Annotated in this window: 14 protein-coding genes and 1 pseudogene; 10 read left to right on the forward strand and 5 right to left on the reverse strand. The window is 57.3% G+C overall.

Annotation, left to right across the window (positions count from 1 at the left end):
• Positions 1–74 precede the first annotated feature (74 nt).
• The gene (gene alr / locus PMI34_RS14730; protein ID WP_008049845.1) at positions 75–1313 is read right to left on the reverse strand and encodes an alanine racemase; all 1239 of its coding nucleotides are present in this window, start codon (positions 1311–1313) and stop codon (positions 75–77) included.
• Positions 1314–1688: 375 nt separating this feature from the next.
• Here alr and ctlX (PMI34_RS14725) point away from each other — a divergent pair, with 375 nt between their 5' ends.
• The 3 genes and pseudogenes from ctlX (PMI34_RS14725) (at position 1689) to PMI34_RS29750 (ending at position 4528) form a co-directional block, all read left to right on the forward strand.
• Positions 1689–2642, forward strand: coding sequence for a citrulline utilization hydrolase CtlX (ctlX, locus tag PMI34_RS14725; RefSeq protein WP_008049846.1), 954 nt, complete (start codon positions 1689–1691; stop codon positions 2640–2642).
• Positions 2639–3670: pseudogene (locus PMI34_RS29745) on the forward strand (HAMP domain-containing protein); the annotation flags it as partial. The gene ctlX (PMI34_RS14725) and the pseudogene PMI34_RS29745, both read left to right, overlap by 4 nt.
• 93 nt (positions 3671–3763) lie before the next feature.
• Positions 3764–4528, forward strand: coding sequence for a methyl-accepting chemotaxis protein (locus PMI34_RS29750; protein ID WP_443216126.1), 765 nt, complete (start codon positions 3764–3766; stop codon positions 4526–4528).
• A 185-nt stretch (positions 4529–4713) separates the two neighbouring features.
• Here PMI34_RS29750 and PMI34_RS14715 read toward each other — a convergent pair whose 3' ends face one another.
• Positions 4714–5760, reverse strand: a complete 1047-nt coding sequence (locus PMI34_RS14715) for an ornithine cyclodeaminase (protein WP_008049850.1) — start codon at positions 5758–5760, stop codon at positions 4714–4716.
• 633 nt (positions 5761–6393) lie between these two features.
• Between PMI34_RS14715 and PMI34_RS14710 the strand changes: the two genes are divergently transcribed.
• The 6 genes from PMI34_RS14710 to ctlX (PMI34_RS14685) all read left to right on the forward strand — a co-directional run bounded on the left by PMI34_RS14710 (position 6394) and on the right by ctlX (PMI34_RS14685) (position 11181).
• Entirely contained in the window at positions 6394–7173 is a 780-nt protein-coding gene (locus PMI34_RS14710; RefSeq protein ID WP_032829648.1) for a transporter substrate-binding domain-containing protein, read from the forward strand.
• A 59-nt stretch (positions 7174–7232) separates the two neighbouring features.
• Positions 7233–7958: an ABC transporter permease gene (locus PMI34_RS14705; protein WP_008049855.1), complete on the forward strand. Its 726-nt coding sequence runs from the start codon at positions 7233–7235 to the stop codon at positions 7956–7958.
• The gene (locus tag PMI34_RS14700) at positions 7955–8665 is read left to right on the forward strand and encodes an ABC transporter permease (RefSeq protein ID WP_008049856.1); all 711 of its coding nucleotides are present in this window, start codon (positions 7955–7957) and stop codon (positions 8663–8665) included. Before PMI34_RS14705 ends, PMI34_RS14700 begins: the two co-directional genes overlap by 4 nt.
• A 56-nt stretch (positions 8666–8721) precedes the next feature.
• Positions 8722–9483 (forward strand): ABC transporter ATP-binding protein, encoded by a 762-nt coding sequence (locus PMI34_RS14695; RefSeq protein WP_007986657.1) that lies wholly within the window; start codon positions 8722–8724, stop codon positions 9481–9483.
• Positions 9484–9495: 12 nt separating this feature from the next.
• Positions 9496–9975: an Lrp/AsnC family transcriptional regulator gene (locus tag PMI34_RS14690; protein WP_007974731.1), complete on the forward strand. Its 480-nt coding sequence runs from the start codon at positions 9496–9498 to the stop codon at positions 9973–9975.
• A gap of 267 nt (positions 9976–10242) precedes the next feature.
• Positions 10243–11181 carry a citrulline utilization hydrolase CtlX gene (gene ctlX / locus PMI34_RS14685; RefSeq protein ID WP_008049858.1) on the forward strand — a complete coding sequence of 313 codons (939 nt, stop codon included), beginning with the start codon at positions 10243–10245 and terminating at the stop codon, positions 11179–11181.
• Between the two features lie 179 nt (positions 11182–11360).
• Here the strand turns inward: ctlX (PMI34_RS14685) and PMI34_RS14680 are convergent, their stop codons facing one another.
• Entirely contained in the window at positions 11361–13019 is a 1659-nt protein-coding gene (locus PMI34_RS14680) for an arylsulfatase (RefSeq protein ID WP_008049859.1), read from the reverse strand.
• Positions 13020–13242: 223 nt separating this feature from the next.
• On the reverse strand, positions 13243–14322 hold the full coding sequence (locus tag PMI34_RS14675) for an HAD family hydrolase (protein WP_008049860.1): 1080 nt from the start codon (positions 14320–14322) through the stop codon (positions 13243–13245).
• Between the two features lie 264 nt (positions 14323–14586).
• On the opposite strand from PMI34_RS14675, the gene PMI34_RS14670 reads away from it, so the two are divergent.
• Positions 14587–15033, forward strand: coding sequence for a hypothetical protein (locus PMI34_RS14670; protein ID WP_008049861.1), 447 nt, complete (start codon positions 14587–14589; stop codon positions 15031–15033).
• Between the two features lie 88 nt (positions 15034–15121).
• On the opposite strand, the gene menE is transcribed toward PMI34_RS14670, so the two are convergent.
• Positions 15122–16624 (reverse strand): o-succinylbenzoate--CoA ligase, encoded by a 1503-nt coding sequence (gene menE / locus PMI34_RS14665; protein ID WP_008049862.1) that lies wholly within the window; start codon positions 16622–16624, stop codon positions 15122–15124.
• Between the last annotated feature and the right edge of the window lie 33 nt (positions 16625–16657).

A 16657-nucleotide genomic window follows, 5' to 3' on the forward strand; every position in this document is an offset into this window, starting at 1 on the left:
GCTGCTACAAAGGGTGTCGCGGCTGAAATTGTTTAACTGACTGGCATTAGCCCGCGCACCTTCTTTTTTCTCTCTTATCTGGACTTCAAGACTTTCGGATTGGAGTTGCCCCAGATCGTGTACAGGTCCGCCAACAACGCGCCGTTGATGGTCTCAAGCTCCGCCTGGGTAATCTCTTCATCGCCTTGCTTGCCGTACAGCACGACCTCATCTCCCGCCTGCACGCCCTTGATACCACTGACGTCAACCATCAGGGTGTTCATGGTGACCTTGCCGATCACCGGCGCGCGTTGGCCGTGAATCAGCACTGAAGCCTTGTTGGAGAATGCTCGTCGATAACCGTCGGAGTAGCCGGCCGGGATGTTGGCAATCAGCGAGTCTTTGCTCAGGGTAAAGGTGCGGTCGTAGCTGATCGTACTGCCCGCCGGGTAGGCGTTGACCGCCGCGACCCGCGATTTGAACTGCATCACCCGTTGAAATTCATTATGGCCACCCACCGGGTAGCCATAGAGCGCAGCCCCCGGTCGAACCATGTCCAGCCAACCTTCCGGCACCTCAAGGGTGGTGAAGGTATTGGCGCAGTGCAGGGTGATCCGGCTGCGGTCCAGTTTGGCGTGTTCAATCAGCCATCCGGACTGCTCCTTGAATTTGGCCAGCCCCTGAAGGACATCCTCCCGTTCTTCGACCGGGAAGTGGGTCATGATTCCGACGATATTCAGATGATCCAGCCGGGTCAGATCCACCGCCTGTTGTTTTCCTTCAGCCGTGCTCATTTCCAGACCGTTACGGCTCATGCCCGCCGAATTCAGCGCCAGGTGAACCGGCAGCTTCACACCCTTGCGGGTGGCCAGCTCATTGAGCTGACGTGCAACCTCCAGGTTGCCGATCAGTTCTTCGATGTTGTAGCGCAGCGCATTCTCGACTTCTTCAACGGTAGCGCTGCGCAAACGCATCAGGCGTCCCTTGAAGCCTTTTTCTCGTGCAACACGCGCCTCCTCGTTGCTCGCCACGCCGATACAGGTGATGCCCATCCGGATGGCGGAAGGGATCAATAATCCAATGCCATTCCCATAAGCGTCGGCTTTCATCACGGCACACATCTGGCTTTTACCCGCCAGCCGTTGCTGAAGTTTGGTGATGTTTCCTTCGAAGGCGGCCTGATCAATCTCCAGCCAGGTATTGGCCTGGCCTGATTGATTGTCGGCGCGAGAATGTTCAGGTGTGGGATCGAGTAAAGGGGCGGCATTGACCACCGGCATCATTGCCGTCAAGGCCAGGGCGAGCGTCAGCGTACTGAGCATGAAACGTGGCATATCGAGTCTTCCATAGTGGATGAGGAATGGCCCCATACCGGCGTGGATTTGGCATCAGCCAGGTCCATCAGGCATTGAGCGAACAGCCATGGAATTTTTATGCAAAGGCGTCGTTTGTTTATGTGGTGTTCTGCCGCTCGCACAGCGGATGACGCTGTAAAAATTGATTAAACGACCGAGGGTTTATTTCATTTGCTCAGTGATTTTCGTTTGAAGGGTATCGGTGTTAAGCGTCAATTTTGAGCGTGAGCGGAATCGGCTGCGCAGGTAAATCTTTCAACATTCTGAGTCGAGCGCCAATGGGATAACAGCCGAGACGGCGGCGGGGGAGGAAGGAGAATGACCGTACTCACTTCCTTTTCTTGAAAGGCTCCCATGCAAACGACTAATACCGTGTTGATGATTCGACCTTCGCGCTTTTCCTTTAACGTTGATACCGCCGCGAACAATCGTTTTCAGAAGTGCTCATTACCGCCGGATCAGGCGCAAGCTCAGGCCCTCGAAGAGTTTGATGGCTATGTAGCGGCATTACGCGAACAAGGGGTCGAAGTGCTGGTGTCACAGGACAGTTCGTCCCCCCATACACCTGATTCGATTTTCCCTAACAACTGGTGGAGCAGCCATGCCGATGGCTCGCTGGTGCTGTATCCGATGCAGGGACAGAACCGTCGCCTGGAGCGTGACAAGGGTGTCCTGGAAGCGTTACTGCAGGACTATTCGATTGAACACGTGCTCGACCTTACCGAGTTGGAGCAGCAGGATTTTTTCCTGGAGGGCACCGGCAGTATGGTGCTCGATCGCGTTCAGCGTATCTGTTATGCAGGTTATTCGGCTCGCACTCATGTCGATGCACTGCGCAAGTTTGTCGAGAATCTCGGGTACCGTTTATGTGCCTTTAGTGCCGTTGACCGCGAAGGCGTTGCGATCTATCACACCAACGTGATGATGAGCGTCGGGACTGGACTCGCAGTGGTCTGCCTGGAGACTGTCAGCAATCTTCAGGAGCGCGCCGAACTTGAAACTCAGCTGCGAGCCAGTGGCAAGGAAATTCTGGCACTGACCTGGGAACAGCTTGAGTCGTTTGCGGGAAACATGCTGGAAGTTCACAACCAAAAAGGCGAGCCCATCCTGGTGATGTCGCGCACGGCCTGGTGCTCATTGACTACTGAGCAGCGCCAACTCATTGAGCAACATGCCAAGCCCTTGCCGGTGAACATCGATACGATCGAATTGATTGGCGGCGGCAGCGCCCGCTGTATGCTGGCCGAAGTGCATTTGCCAAAGCAAAAGAAGCTCGCGCTGTTGACCCGGACTGCAGATCAACCATGAGTAATAGCCTGAAGTTCAGCCACAAGATCCTGCTGGCCGCCTCTCTGATTGTCATTGCCGCATTCGGGTTATTCACGGTCTACAACGACTATCTGCAGCGCAACGCTATTCGTAAGGACCTGGACAGTTATCTGCACCAAATGGGTGGGATCACCGCGAGCAATATTGCCAACTGGCTTTACGGCAGGGTGTTGTTGATGGAGAACCTTTCACAGTCGGTGGCGATCAATCCGTCTGCGGAAAACATTACGCTTCTGCTGAAGCAACAAGCCCTGGCGTCGACCTTTATCGCCACCTACGTGGGAGATAAAGACGGTAAGTTCATCACCTATCCAGACGCCAGGATGCCGGAAGGCTACGACCCTCGTGCTCGCCCCTGGTACAAGGATGCGATCAACAGCAGCGGCCCGACCGTCACCGAGCCTTACATCGATGCCACGACCGGCAACCTGGTGATCACCGTCGTCAACGCGATCAGCAAGGCCGGGCAGACTCAGGGCGTCGCTGGCGGTGACCTGGGCCTGCAGGCCATTGCCGACAGTATCAATGCCCTGGATTTCAACGGCATGGGTTATGCCTTTCTTGTCAGCGCCGACGGCAAGATTCTGGTCCACCCGGACAAAACGCTGGTGATGAAGACGCTCACAGATGTCTATCCGCAAAATACCCCGCGCATCAGTGGAGATATCAGTGAAGTTCGCGTTGATGGCAAAACCCGCATCGTCACGTTTGCACCGATCAAAGGCTTGCCGTCACTGAACTGGTACATCGGTTTGTCCATTGACAAGGATAAGGCGTATTCGATGCTCAGCGAGTTTCGAACTTCAGCCCTGATCGCTACGGGCTTCGCCGTGCTGATTATTGTCGCGTTACTCAGTCTGCTGATCCGGCTCCTGATGCAACCATTGCAAGTGATGACCCGGGCGATGCAGGACATTGCCGAAGGAGAGGGCGATCTGACCAAACGACTGAGCATCCACACGCAAGACGAATTCGGCATGCTCGGCACGGCGTTCAACCGCTTTGTCGAACGGGTTCATGGTTCGATCCGCGAGGTGTCCTCGGCCACAGAACAGGTCAACGAAGTGGCCCAGCGGGTGGTCAGCGCTTCCAATTCGTCGATGCTCAACTCTGACGAGCAGTCCAGTCGGAGTAACAGCGTGGCGGCCGCCATCAACCAGCTCGGTGCCGCCGCCGAGGAAATTGCCTGCAACGCCGCCCAAGCCTCGCACCAAGCCAGCGATGCCCGTGGCCTGGCCGAAGAGGGTCAACAGGTCGTTGAAAGAACCATCCAGGCAATGAACACGTTATCCGGGATGCTCGGCACCTCAAGCGATAATATCGAGAGCCTCAACAGTAAAACAGTGAACATCGGGCAGATCCTGGAGGTGATCACCAGCATCTCCCAGCAAACCAACCTGCTGGCGCTCAACGCTGCCATTGAAGCTGCCCGTGCCGGTGAGGCAGGGCGCGGTTTTGCGGTGGTTGCCGATGAAGTGCGCAACCTGGCCCATCGCACCCAGGAATCGGCGCAACAGGTACAGACGATGATCGAAGAGCTGCAAGTCGGCGCCCGCGAGTCGGTCAGCACCATGAGTCAGAGTCAGCGTCACAGCCTGGAAAGCGTGGAGATCGCCAACCTGGCCGGCGAGCGCTTGAGTAGTGTGACCCTGCGAATCGGAGAGATCGATGGCATGAACCAATCGGTTGCCACGGCCACGGAAGAACAAACCGCCGTAGTCGAATCGATCAATAGGGACATTAGAGAAATCAACACCCTGAATCAGGATGGCGTGGAAAACCTTCATGCAACCCTGCGAGCCTGTTCCGATCTGGAACAGCAGGCGGCTCGCTTGAAACAGTTGGTGGGCAGTTTTCGGATCTGAACTATCAGCGCCGTAACGAAAGCTGGTGTGGTGCAAGAAAGGCACCGTGGAAATAATCACGCATGGCCGCAGGCTGCAACAGTTTGAGGTGCGTCATTTGAAGCGGGTGCTTCAGATCCATTGTTCAGGGTTTCACCTGGCGGCCGAATAGGCCGCCAGGTGAACACGTTGAAGTGCGAGTGGTATTAAGCACGAAGCCTTGCATCGGCTGTTACTGAAGGCTGCAGCAGCGAGAACAGGTTCTTGGGATCCTGCAGCTCTGGCACCAACTGAATGTCGCTGCCAATGTTGAGCGTTTTTGCAACATCCAGCACATAGCGCAAGGCGGAATAGTCCTCGATGGCGAAGCCGACCGAGTCGAACAAGGTGACTTCCTCGGCATGCTGGCGACCTTGAGTCTGACCAGTGATGACTTTCCAGAATTCGATAACCGGAGAGTCGGCGGGCATCTGCTGAATTTCGCCTTCAATGCGGCTTTGCGGTTCGTACTCAACCATGACCCGCGCACGTTCCACGATATCCCGGTGCAGTTCGGTCTTGCCGGGACAGTCGCCGCCCACTGCGTTGAGGTGCATCCCGGGCTCGATCATCTCAGGCGTTAAAATGGTTGCGTAAGCCTTGTCGGCCGTGACCGTGGTCACGATATCGGCACCACGTACCGCTTGCGCGACGCTATTGGCAACGGTCACCTGTAAGGCTGGGTAGGCCCGCAGGTTGGCTACCAGCTTCGCCGTTGCCGCTGGATCGATGTCGTAGAGACTGATTTCAGTAATGCCGAGCAAAGTATGGAATGCCAGGGCCTGGAATTCGCTCTGTGAGCCGTTGCCGATGAGTGCCATTCGGCGACTGTCCGGTCGGGCGAGGTAGCGGGCCGCGAGCGCAGAGGTGGCAGCGGTGCGAATGGCGGTCGTCAGCGTCATTTCACTCAGTAAAACAGGCTTGCCGGTATCGACGTCTCCCAGTGCACCAAACGCCATGACCGTCAGCATGCCATTGTGGGTGTTCTTTGGATGTCCATTGACATACTTGAAGGCGTAGAGCGAGGCATCAGACACGGGCATCAGCTCGATGACACCCTCCGACGAGTGGTTCGCCAGACGCGCGCATTTTTCGAAATCCGGCCAGCGTACGTAGTCTTGACGGATGTACTCGGCCATTTCGATCAGGCAACTGGGTAAGCCTTTTTCCAGGACGAGACGGCTCAGATCATTGACGTCAATGTAACGGGTCATAATGGGTTCCTTTGGGCGTTTTTTTTGTGTGCCGGTCTGGACGACCTTTCGCTTTGGCGGCTGAGACTCAGGAGGCGGTCCATGTGTTTGCAACGGACCTATTGTCGAGGCAATGGCGAGAAGATTTCGGCCAATACTGTCCCTGGGCGCAGCGAGAGAAGTCGAAAAACAGAGGGCGCACAGCGGAATCGGTCGAGTGACACTTATCACTCGCACCTCGCTCGCGCGGCTCAAGCGCGATGTGCTTCACGACGCATCGTTATGCAGATGAAGTCGAAGTCCAAAAGACAATCACACTTCCTGTGCCGCTCTCTTCAAGTGGAGAAACAGTGACTTACGGCAGACGACAGAATCGGCTGTGAAACCCATTCGTTCAGCACAGGCACGCTGTTTGAACATGGGGTTACGACACCCGCAACCTCCCGGCAATTGGCATTCTGGCGGTCCGTTTCAAGCGTTTGTTGATCGCCGCTTGAGATGGAGTGCAACTCCGACGACTGGCTGCTTCCAGTCGATAACAACAACAAAAACGGCTGCGGTGAAGGCCGCATCGACTCTCTGCCCCTGTCAAAAAGTGTGGTCCGACGCAGGCGCCGGATCGCGATAAATCCAAATAATCCGGGACTCAAGAACATGAACATCAAATGGCTGACTTTGCCGGCACTCGCATTGCTTTGCTGCACCACGGGCGCCAGTGCCAAGGAATGGAAGGAGCTGCGATTTGGCGTCAACCCAAGCTACCCACCCTTTGAATCCACCACGGCCGATGGCGGGGTTCAGGGCTTCGGCGTGGATCTGGGCAATGCAATATGTGCCGAACTGAAGCTGACCTGCGTGTGGGTCAGCAATGATTTCGACGGGCTGATTCCGGGGCTCAAGGCCGGCAAGTTCGATGCCATCGAATCTTCGATGACCGTTACCGACGCGCGTAAAAAACAGATCGACTTTACCGATCGCCTGTACGCCGGACCGACCGCCATCGTTACCCGAAAAGACTCCGGACTGCTGCCTACCGCCGAGTCGCTGCGCGGCAAAACCATCGGTTACATGCAGGGCACGATTCAGGAAACCTACGCCAAGGCCAAACTGGCGCCGGGCGGGGTGAAACTGCGGGCCTACCAGAATCAGGATCAGGTCTATGCCGACCTGGTATTTGGCCGTCTCGATGCGTCGATCCAGGACAAGCTGCAAGCGCAGATGAGTTTCCTGACCTCGCCACAAGGGGCGGACTTCCACAACAGTGAAGGCATCAGCGACCCGTTGGTGCCTTCAGAAATCGCCATTGGTGTGCGCAAGGACAACGATGAGCTCAAAGGCATGCTCAATGCCGCCATCAAGGCCCTGCACGACAAGGGCATCTACGCGCAGATCCAGCAGAAACACTTCGGTGACCTGGACCTCTACAACAACTGATCCTCGCGCTCCGGTCGCTGTGTTGCAGCGACCGGGCCGCATCAAGACAGGTGACTGGCGTGAACTCCTTCCTGAATATTCCGGGGCTCGATCTTTCGGCCCTGCAAGGCTATGGCCCTTTGTTGCTGCATGGCACCTGGGTCACTCTCAAACTGTCGGCGCTCGCGCTTGTGGTGAGCATGGCGCTGGGGCTGCTCGGCGCGGCGGCCAAGCTGTCGCCGATGAAGCTGTTGAATCTGCCGGCGACCTTTTACACGACGCTGATCCGTGGCGTGCCCGACCTGGTGTTGATGCTGCTGATTTTCTACAGTCTGCAAGGCTGGCTCAGCGCCCTGACCGAGTCCATGGGCTGGCCCTACATGGAAATCGACCCATTCGTGGCCGGCATCATCACCCTGGGTTTTATCTATGGTGCGTATTTCACCGAGACCTTTCGCGGGGCGATTCTCAGTGTGCCACGCGGTCAACAGGAAGCCGCGGCGTGTTTCGGCCTGAACCGTTGGCAGCGCTTTCGTTTCGTGGTGTTCCCGCAAATGATGCGTTTCGCCCTGCCAAGCCTTGGCAACAACTGGCTGGTGCTGCTCAAGGCCACGGCGCTGGTATCGATCATCGGTTTGTCGGACCTGGTCAAAGTCGCGCAGGAGGCCGGCAAAAGCACGTTCAATATGCTTGATTTTCTGCTGTTGGCCGCAGCGCTTTACCTGCTGATCACCAGCGCTTCGAACTATGTCTTGCGCGTGCTGGAACGGCGCTACAACCAGGGTGTACGGGGGATGGCGCGATGATCGAGTTGATTGCCGAATACTGGAAACCCTTTTTGTTCAGCGATGGCGAGACCCTCACCGGGCTGGCAATGACCCTGTGGTTGCTGGTGGCGAGTATTGCCATGGGCTTTTTCCTGTCGTTGCCCCTGGCGATCTTGCGCGTCTCGCGCTGGGGCGTTTTGCGTTGGCCGGTTCAGCTGTTTACCTACATTTTTCGCGGCACGCCGTTGTATATCCAGTTGCTGATTTGCTATAGCGGGATCTACGGCATTGCAGTGGTCCGTTCGCAGCCATTGCTCGAAGCGTTTTTCCGCGATGCCATGAATTGCACCTTGCTGGCGTTCACCCTCAACACCTGCGCCTACACCGTGGAAATCTTTGCCGGAGCGATCCGCAGCATTCCCTACGGTGAAATCGAAGCGGCACATGCCTATGGCCTCAGTGGCTGGCGCCTGTATCTGCAACTGATCCTGCCTTCGGCGCTGCGCCGTGCGCTGCCGTACTACAGCAACGAAGTGATCCTGATGTTGCACGCGACTTCGGTGGCGTTCACCGCAACGATTCCGGACATCCTGAAAATTGCCAGGGACGCCAACGCCGCGACATTCATGACCTTTCAGGCTTTCGGTATTGCCGGTCTGCTGTACCTCGTGCTGTCGTTCGGGCTGGTCGGTGCGTTCCGCCTGGCTGAGAAACGCTGGTTGAGCTTCCTCGGTCCGACCCACTGACTTCCATTCTTTATCCAGAGCGGCGCCGACAGGTGTGCCGCTCCAGGAGTATTCGCATGTACAAACTCACCGTTGAAAATCTGTATAAACGTTTTGGTGACAACGAAGTACTCAAGGGCGTCTCGTTAAACGCGCGGGCAGGGGACGTGGTGAGCATGATCGGCGCCAGCGGTTCGGGTAAAAGCACCATGCTGCGCTGCATCAACTTTCTGGAGCGGGCGGACGAAGGCGCCATTGCTCTGGATGGCGAGCGAGTCCTCACCCGCCAGGGTGTCGGTGGCATGCGTGTCGCCAACCCGAAGCAGTTGCAGCGCTTGCGCACGCGACTGGCGATGGTGTTCCAGCATTTCAACCTGTGGAGTCACCTGACCGTGCTGGAGAACATCGTGCTGGCGCCGTGTCGCGTCCTGGGCATGAGTCGCAAGGCAGCGGAGGAGAGCGCACGGGCGTATCTGGACAAAGTCGGCTTGCCGCAACGGGTGGCCGATCAGTACCCGGCGTTTCTGTCGGGCGGGCAGCAACAACGGGTGGCGATTGCCCGGGCCCTGGCGGTGGAACCGGAAATCCTGTTGTTCGACGAGCCAACCTCGGCGCTCGATCCGGAACTGGTGGGTGAAGTACTGAAGGTGATTCAGGCACTGGCCGAAGAGGGCCGAACCATGTTGATGGTGACCCACGAAATGGGCTTTGCCCGGCAGGTCTCAAGCCAGGTGCTGTTCTTGCATCAGGGGCGGGTCGAGGAGCAGGGTGATGCTACGATACTCGACCGGCCAAACAGTGAACGTTTGCAGCAATTTCTATCGGGTCGTTTGAAGTGAGGCAAGGCGTACATGGCGGATATCCGCGATCTGTCGATCGTGCTTGATCGTATCGATCAGGCAATCATTGAAGTGTTGCGCCACGAAGGGCGCATCACTTATCAAAAGCTGTCCGAGCGCGTGCACCTGACCCCCAGGCCTTGCCTGGAACGAGTGCGCAAACTGGAACAGCTTGGGGTCATTCGCGGCTATGGTGCGATTCTCGATGAGAAGAAACTGACGCCGGGCTTGTCGCTGCTGGTGCTGGTGGCGTTGTCGAACCAGAGCGGACGCGCGGCGCAAAAGGCCTTCGAAGCCAAAGTCCGCGCCTGCCCACAGGTGCTGGAATGTCGCCTGATCAGTGGCGCGTTCGACTACAGCCTGCGCATGCGCTGCCGTGACATGGAACATTACCGGGTGTTGACCGAAGTCTGGTTTGACGACCCGGATTTGCACATCGACAAACTGGTCAGCCACCCGGAACTGGCGATGGTCAAGACCACCATGGAATAGGTACCGAACTAAGTACAACCTGTGGGAGCAGGCTTGCTCCGGGCGGCGTTCCGACGAAAGCGGTGTGTCATTCAACATCAATGTCGACTGACACACCGCTTTCGCGAGCGAGCCCGCTTCCACATTTGATTTGTGTTGTTCACCGAATCGGCTGAAGGGGTCAGTATCTTCAGCCGTTTTGATCACCGAAAAAGCCGTTATCAACCGGGTTTTTCCCTCTTTGAAACAGACAATGAGCCTCTCTCGCCCCTCATTGAGTCTGTGCCCATGCAAACCACCAATACGGTTTTAATGATTCGTCCGACACGTTTCTCCTTCAATCAGGACACGGCGGCGAACAACCGCTTCCAGCGTCCGGCAACAGTCGCTGAAGACGTACAACTCAAAGCTCTTGCCGAGTTCGATGGCTATGTCGACGTGTTGCGTCGGCACGGCGTCGAAGTCCTGGTGCATAACGATCGCGAAGCACCGCATACCCCGGATTCGATCTTCCCCAACAACTGGTGGAGCAGCCACCCGGATGGCACCCTGGTGCTGTATCCGATGCAGGGCCACAATCGACGTCTGGAGCGGGACAAGGGTGTACTCGACGGGTTGCTGGGCGAATACCGGGTCGAACAGGTGCTGGATCTGTCCAGCCTTGAAGAGCAGGAGGTTTTCCTGGAAGGCACCGGCAGCATGGTCCTGGATCGGCAACAGCGGATCTGCTACGCAGGGTATTCCACACGCACCCACGCCCGGGCACTGGATCAGTTGGTCACCCAATTGGGCTACGAACTGTGCGCGTTCAACGCGGTGGATCGTCAAGGCGTGGCGATTTATCACACCAATGTGATGATGAGCGTGGGCACGCACCTGGCCGTGGTGTGCCTGTCATCGGTTGCTGATCCCAACGAACGCCAGGCATTGCGTACGCGCCTGGAAGACAGCGGCAAGCAGGTGATCACTCTGGATTGGGCGCAATTGGAGTCTTTCGCCGGCAACATGCTGGAGGTGCACAGCGCCGCGGGCGAGCCGCTGCTGGTGATGTCGCGCACCGCCTGGCAATCACTGGACGCCGATCAGCGTCGCTTGATCGAAACTCACACCACGCCGTTGCCGGTGAACATCGACACCATCGAGCGCATCGGTGGCGGCAGCGCGCGCTGCATGCTGGCCGAGGTGTTCCTGCCCAGGCAATTGTCCACCCGGCAACAGGTGCGATGATCGCCCGCCCGGCAACGACTGCCGGGCGAGATGGTAAGGCGCGTTAGACGGGGAACCGGCGGGGCCAGCCGGACTCGGTGCAAGCGAGGCCGCCGTGGTCCACGAAAGCTGGAGCGTTGGCCGCTGCGGCTCGAACCGTGGCGACCTCTGCTGAGGCCGCCATTTTTCAGCTGAATTGATCAGTTACCGTTTGGCAACGACAGGTTGATGCCTTCCTTCTTCAGGGCATCACGCACATATTGGAATTTCTGGTACTGCGACAGCTCCATCGGTCCGTCATAGCCCATGCTTTGCAGTTTGCGAGGCGGGTAATCGACGTAGGTTTTCATCAGTTTCATGATCGCTGCCGAGATCGGCACCATTGTCCAGGTGCGCTCGGTAAAGTTGTTCATGAAAAGGTCATAGCGCTCTTGCGGGTCTTGCCACAAGTCAAAGACCTGCGGCACGGTGGCCACATATTTTTGTGCGCCTTTCCATCCCAGGTTTGAGTCTACGGCGAGGCCGCCCGTCTGGGCGCCATCATCGCCCCGCAGGTTGAATACAGCTTTGTAGTTCCCTACACGGGCCGCACCCGGGGACAATTCATTCTCGGTAAAGTAGAACCACTCCTTGCGCGGTGAAGGGGCGCTACCGGTGAGTACTGGCGTCATATCGTAGCTGTCGAAGATGATCGGCTGACCTTCACGGTCTTTCTCGGGCAGCTTCACGCCAGCCACAGAGGCGAACGTTGCCATCAAGTCCAGGCCACCGAGAATCTCGTGGTTTTTCGTGTCCGGCTTGATCTTGTCTGGCCAGACGGCAATGGCCGGTACCCGGTTACCGCCCTCACGCACCGTGCCCTTGGTGCCGCGGAACGGGGTATAGCCGGCGTCCGGATAAACGTCCTGCCAGGCCCCGTTGTCAGTGGTGTAAACCACCAACGTGTTCTTATCCAGCCCCAGCGCCTTGAGCTTGTCCATGATGCGGCCGATGTGGGTATCGAGTTCGACGATGGAGTCGGCGTATTTGGATTTGGACATGGACTTATGAATGAACTCCGGAGCCGGCATATTCGGCTGGTGGACTTTCATGAAGTTGACGTTGATGAAAAACGGCTTGTCGGATTTGGCCGCCGTGTCGAGAAACTCAAGGGCAGCTTTTTCGACATAGTTATCAAAGAACGGAATGCCGACCACGCCGGGTTTACCATCCACGACGGGCGTGTCCACGTACTGGCCATTGACCTTGAACTCTTCAACCGGTTTTTCGCCGGCCTTGCCGGACAACGCGCCTTTGGTCACCTTCTGGAACATCGCGCGGGTTTCCGGATCCATGTCGGGGAACCACGTTGGGTCCGCGTAGGTATAGGCATTGAGGTGATACAGGCCGACGTACTTCATCACGTCATAACCCTGGGCATTGGGCAGCGCATAGTCGGCTTCGCCCAAATGCCATTTGCCGGTGAAGTAGGTGTCATAGCCGCCGGTCTTCAACACGGATGCCAGCGTCCATTCGGCGGCTGGCAAACCACCGCCCTGGCCTTGAAACGCCACGGTGGTCATACCGCTGCGATTGGGGATGCGCCCGGTTTGCATGGCCGCCCGGCCAGGCGTACAGCTCGGCTGTGCATAGAAGGAGTAGAAAGTGACACCTTCTGCCGCCAATTCATCGATCTTGGGCGTTGGCATGCCGCGCCCGATCCCACCGCCGTACGGCCCCAGATCGCCGTAGCCAGTGTCATCGGAAACGATGAACAGGATATTGGTTTTTTCTGTTTGAGCGGCGTGGGCAAGCCCGTTCAATGACAACAGTGCAGCAAACACGACAGACAACTTGAAACGATCCGATAGCTTATCCATGGCAGCAACCTCGTTGTTTCATAATGTTGGCCGGTGATGAGTGCACAACTGCATTGACCCACGTGCTTTGACCACCTAGCAATTAGCCCAAGTACTGCATACAGACCACGATTTCTGTTGTTGCATGACCCAGTAAGGAGTAAGGCGCACGAAGGAGTCTAGTGCGGCTTTTACAGCTCAGCGGGGTATTTGCTCATACGTTAAATTCACCGGCAGCTGTGTTTCACTCGAATGCAAATACCTTCTTCCAATCCTTTTTCATGCTGATGACCGTCCAGCCATCTCGCTTTGCCTGGTCATAAAGGGGTTGCGTGAAGGTGCCTACCTTGGTCTCCGGCAATGCTTGAGCCGGGCCATAGGCGTATTCGCGCTCGGCGTCGTCGTGCAGCACCAGCATCACCAGTCGCGCGCCTTGGCCGGCCTTGGTGTACTCCAGCATCTGCTTGTCACCGGTGGAGTTGCCAAAGGCCGCGTTTGGCTGACGGCCCGTCATCAGGTAAATGTTCTCTGGCTTGCCGGCATCGTTGTCGTTGAGCACTACTTTGGGTTGTTTGATCAACTGCGGTTTACCGTTCTTGTCGTAGACATACTCGGTTGCGCCAGCACTCCCGACGACTTGTTCCGCAGGCACGCCATAGATCTCCTCGGAATAGGCGCGAACGAAGTCCTGACCACCCCCGGTGACAATGTAGGTCTTGTAGCCATTGTCACGCAGGTACTGCATGACTTCTTTCATTGGCTGATACGTCAGTTCGGTGAAAGGACGCTTCCAGCGAGGGTCGCGGGCTTCGGCCAGCCAGGCACGAACTTGCTGCTTGAACTCATCCGTAGGCATGCCGCTGAGGGTCACCATGGCGATTTTCAGGTAGTCATCGAGGGTCAGTTTTGCCATGGCGGCGCGGTCGCCCGACAGTACCGTCTTGAAGGGTTCGGCGCTGGCCAACTCCGGTTTCGCCTTGACCACCGCAGGAACGCGGCTCAGGCAATAAAACAGTTGGCTATACGCAGGATGCTCGACCCATAGCGTGCCGTCCTGGTCGAAGGTCGCGATGCGTTCGGCTGGCGAAACGAACTGGCTACCCCCTTCCTGGGTGGTCGCCTTGACGAACTCCACGATGGCTTGCTTGGCCGGCCCGTCATTCCAGGATGCCAAAGGGTCAGCCGCGAACACCGCCGTCGAAGCGATCAGGCTCAGCCCGAGTACGGCGAGGGGCGCGCCATAGCGGCATTCAACGTGCGAGCAAAGGCGCGTCCTAGTGACTGCGGAGTTCCAGGTACGCTGCACCAGAATCATGAGATTCATGAAGTTCACCTACGGTGGATGGATTAATCATTGGCGGTTACACGGCTGCTCACTCTGGAAAGGACTACAGCAGTTAGTTGGGAATCCAGTGTAGTGGGTTTGGGAATAGTTGCTGTTTCTGCACTCGGATCGAGACATTGCTCAATGCAGGAGCGGCACGGGGTGGGGCATGTCTGAGAAGTACATTCGCGAAAGGTGCAACATGAGCTAATCAGCTATACACAATATTCCACCCGGCACTTCTTCAACCGATCGAGGTTGTCAATGAATTACACCATCCCACTGACAGTGCTACTGGTCACAGTAAGTCTCTCGGGCTGCACCCGTTCATCCACCCAGTCGGTGACACTTCCCCTGAAAGCCACCCAGCAGAATGCCGGCCAGATCGCCAATACGACGCTGACTGCCGTGGACAACGAAAGCAATTTCAACTTCTACATCTCTGGCGTCCCGACAGGTACCACCATGCCGTTGCGCATTTACACGTTCGTCAACAGAGGCAACTGCCAACAGCCAGGCCCGGTTGTTTACGAGATGAATGACAGGATTACCACTCAGCGTACTGCTCAAGCAGGTTGGACGTTTGAGCGCGTTGCCCCGGTCTCTGTGTCGGATCTGTTGTCCGGTAAATATTCCGTTGTCGTGCGCACGACACCTGAGGATGGCAGCGTCGATCTTTTTTGCGGGGATATCGCACAAGCGGCTCGGTGAACGTTTTCGTTGATCGGTAAGCCAAGCGTCGCCAACGTGATTGCCGCGTACGCAAGTGCCGTTGATGTTCAGCGGCACTTGCTCGGGCTTATGCAAGCAGCTGTCGCTTCAGAACCTTACCCACCGAACTGCGGGGCAAGGTGTCAATCATCTGCACCGACTTCACGCACTTGAAACCAGCCAGACGCAGGCGGCATGCCTCGATGATCGCGGCCTCACTGGTAGCGCCTGGCGACGCGGCAACGACGAAGGCTACTGGCACCTCGCCCCATCGCTCATCAGGGTGGCCGACGACGGCGACCTCGGCGACACCTGGCAACGAGGCAATAACCGCCTCCAGTTCTGCCGGGTAGATGTTCTCGCCACCGCTGATGATCATGTCCTTCAGGCGATCCACCACGTGGAGAAATCCATGCTCGTCGATACGGCCGATGTCACCGGTTCTGTACCAACCTTGGTGAATAGCTGCCTGGGAGGCTTGCGGATTACGCCAGTAGCCGGAAAACATCATCGGCCCACGACACCAGACTTCGCCGTCCAGGCCGGGAGCTAGTGGCTCCAGGCTGGACGGATCGACGATTCTGACCTCACCAAACATCAGCACCTTGCCGTGGGAGTGGGCATGGGCGAGGCCCATTTCCTGGGTCCAAAAGGTCACCGCGCCACAAAACTCGGTAATGCCGTACACCTGCTGCACCTTCACGCCGATGGCCAGACAGTCTTCGATCAGCCTGTAGGGAACTGCCGAGGCGCCGCAGGTCACGGAAACCAGGCTGCTGCTATCAACTTCCTGTTTTTTTGCCAGGGCCAACAATGCCTGAAGCATCACCGGCACAGTCATCAAGCTGGTGATGCGCTCGCGGGCGATCACCTCCCAGACCTGTGTCGGGTCGAAGTCAGGCAGCAGCACCGTGGTGCAACCTTTGAACACGTTGGTCAGCATGGGTGAAAGACCGCCGATATGGAACATCGGGGCGATCAGTAGAAAACGGTGGTCCTGATTCCATTCCAGCGTGGCGCTGTTGCTTTGCGCGGTCCAGATCAACGCTGCGTGGGAGAGCAGCGCACCCTTGGGTTTTCCGGTAGTGCCCGAGGTGTACATGATCACTGCCGGAGCATCGCCGCCGCGGCCCAGCAACAGCGGCGCGTCCAGGCCGGTATCGGCAGTGATGCGCTCGTAGGAGCCTGGCGCTTGTTCGGTACCCTTGTTGATCAGGATCAGACCTGGACGGTCAGCTACCAATTGGCAGACGGTGGACGCGAACACGTCCTCGAACAGCAGCGCTGCCGGTTCGCTGTCGGCCAGGATATGGCTCAGCTCGGACGCCTGAAGGCGCCAGTTGAGTACCACCAATGTGGCGCCGGCCTTCGCTACGGCAAACAGCGCGCAGGCGAGAAATTCGCTGTTCTTTGAATAGACCGCTACGCGATCGTCTTCGGCTACGCCCTGTGCAACCAGGTAATTGGCCAGGCGATTACAGCGTGCGTCGAGCTGGGCGAAGGTCCATCTTCCCGCGGGTGAAACCAGTGCTTCTCGGACTGGCGTCAAGTCGGCGCGCTGTGCCAGCAACCGTCCTAAATGTACGCTCATGGCGTTCTCCTTTTTTATTGTTATGGCTAGGGG

Origin of the sequence: Pseudomonas sp. GM74, assembly GCF_000282455.1 — a bacterium.
In the GTDB taxonomy this organism is placed as follows: domain Bacteria; phylum Pseudomonadota; class Gammaproteobacteria; order Pseudomonadales; family Pseudomonadaceae; genus Aquipseudomonas.

Excerpts from the sequence above, each read along its gene's own strand:
- alr (WP_008049845.1), bottom strand. The coding sequence starts at position 1,313 with ATGCCACGTTTCATGCTCAGTACGCTGACGCTCGCCCTGGCCTTGACG.
- ctlX (WP_008049846.1), top strand. The coding sequence starts at position 1,689 with ATGCAAACGACTAATACCGTGTTGATGATTCGACCTTCGCGCTTTTCC.
- PMI34_RS29750 (WP_443216126.1), top strand. The coding sequence starts at position 3,764 with ATGCTCAACTCTGACGAGCAGTCCAGTCGGAGTAACAGCGTGGCGGCC.
- PMI34_RS14715 (WP_008049850.1), bottom strand. The coding sequence starts at position 5,760 with ATGACCCGTTACATTGACGTCAATGATCTGAGCCGTCTCGTCCTGGAA.
- PMI34_RS14710 (WP_032829648.1), top strand. The coding sequence starts at position 6,394 with ATGAACATCAAATGGCTGACTTTGCCGGCACTCGCATTGCTTTGCTGC.
- PMI34_RS14700 (WP_008049856.1), top strand. The coding sequence starts at position 7,955 with ATGATCGAGTTGATTGCCGAATACTGGAAACCCTTTTTGTTCAGCGAT.
- PMI34_RS14695 (WP_007986657.1), top strand. The coding sequence starts at position 8,722 with ATGTACAAACTCACCGTTGAAAATCTGTATAAACGTTTTGGTGACAAC.
- PMI34_RS14690 (WP_007974731.1), top strand. The coding sequence starts at position 9,496 with ATGGCGGATATCCGCGATCTGTCGATCGTGCTTGATCGTATCGATCAG.
- ctlX (WP_008049858.1), top strand. The coding sequence starts at position 10,243 with ATGCAAACCACCAATACGGTTTTAATGATTCGTCCGACACGTTTCTCC.
- PMI34_RS14680 (WP_008049859.1), bottom strand. The coding sequence starts at position 13,019 with ATGGATAAGCTATCGGATCGTTTCAAGTTGTCTGTCGTGTTTGCTGCA.
- PMI34_RS14675 (WP_008049860.1), bottom strand. The coding sequence starts at position 14,322 with ATGAATCTCATGATTCTGGTGCAGCGTACCTGGAACTCCGCAGTCACT.
- PMI34_RS14670 (WP_008049861.1), top strand. The coding sequence starts at position 14,587 with ATGAATTACACCATCCCACTGACAGTGCTACTGGTCACAGTAAGTCTC.
- menE (WP_008049862.1), bottom strand. The coding sequence starts at position 16,624 with ATGAGCGTACATTTAGGACGGTTGCTGGCACAGCGCGCCGACTTGACG.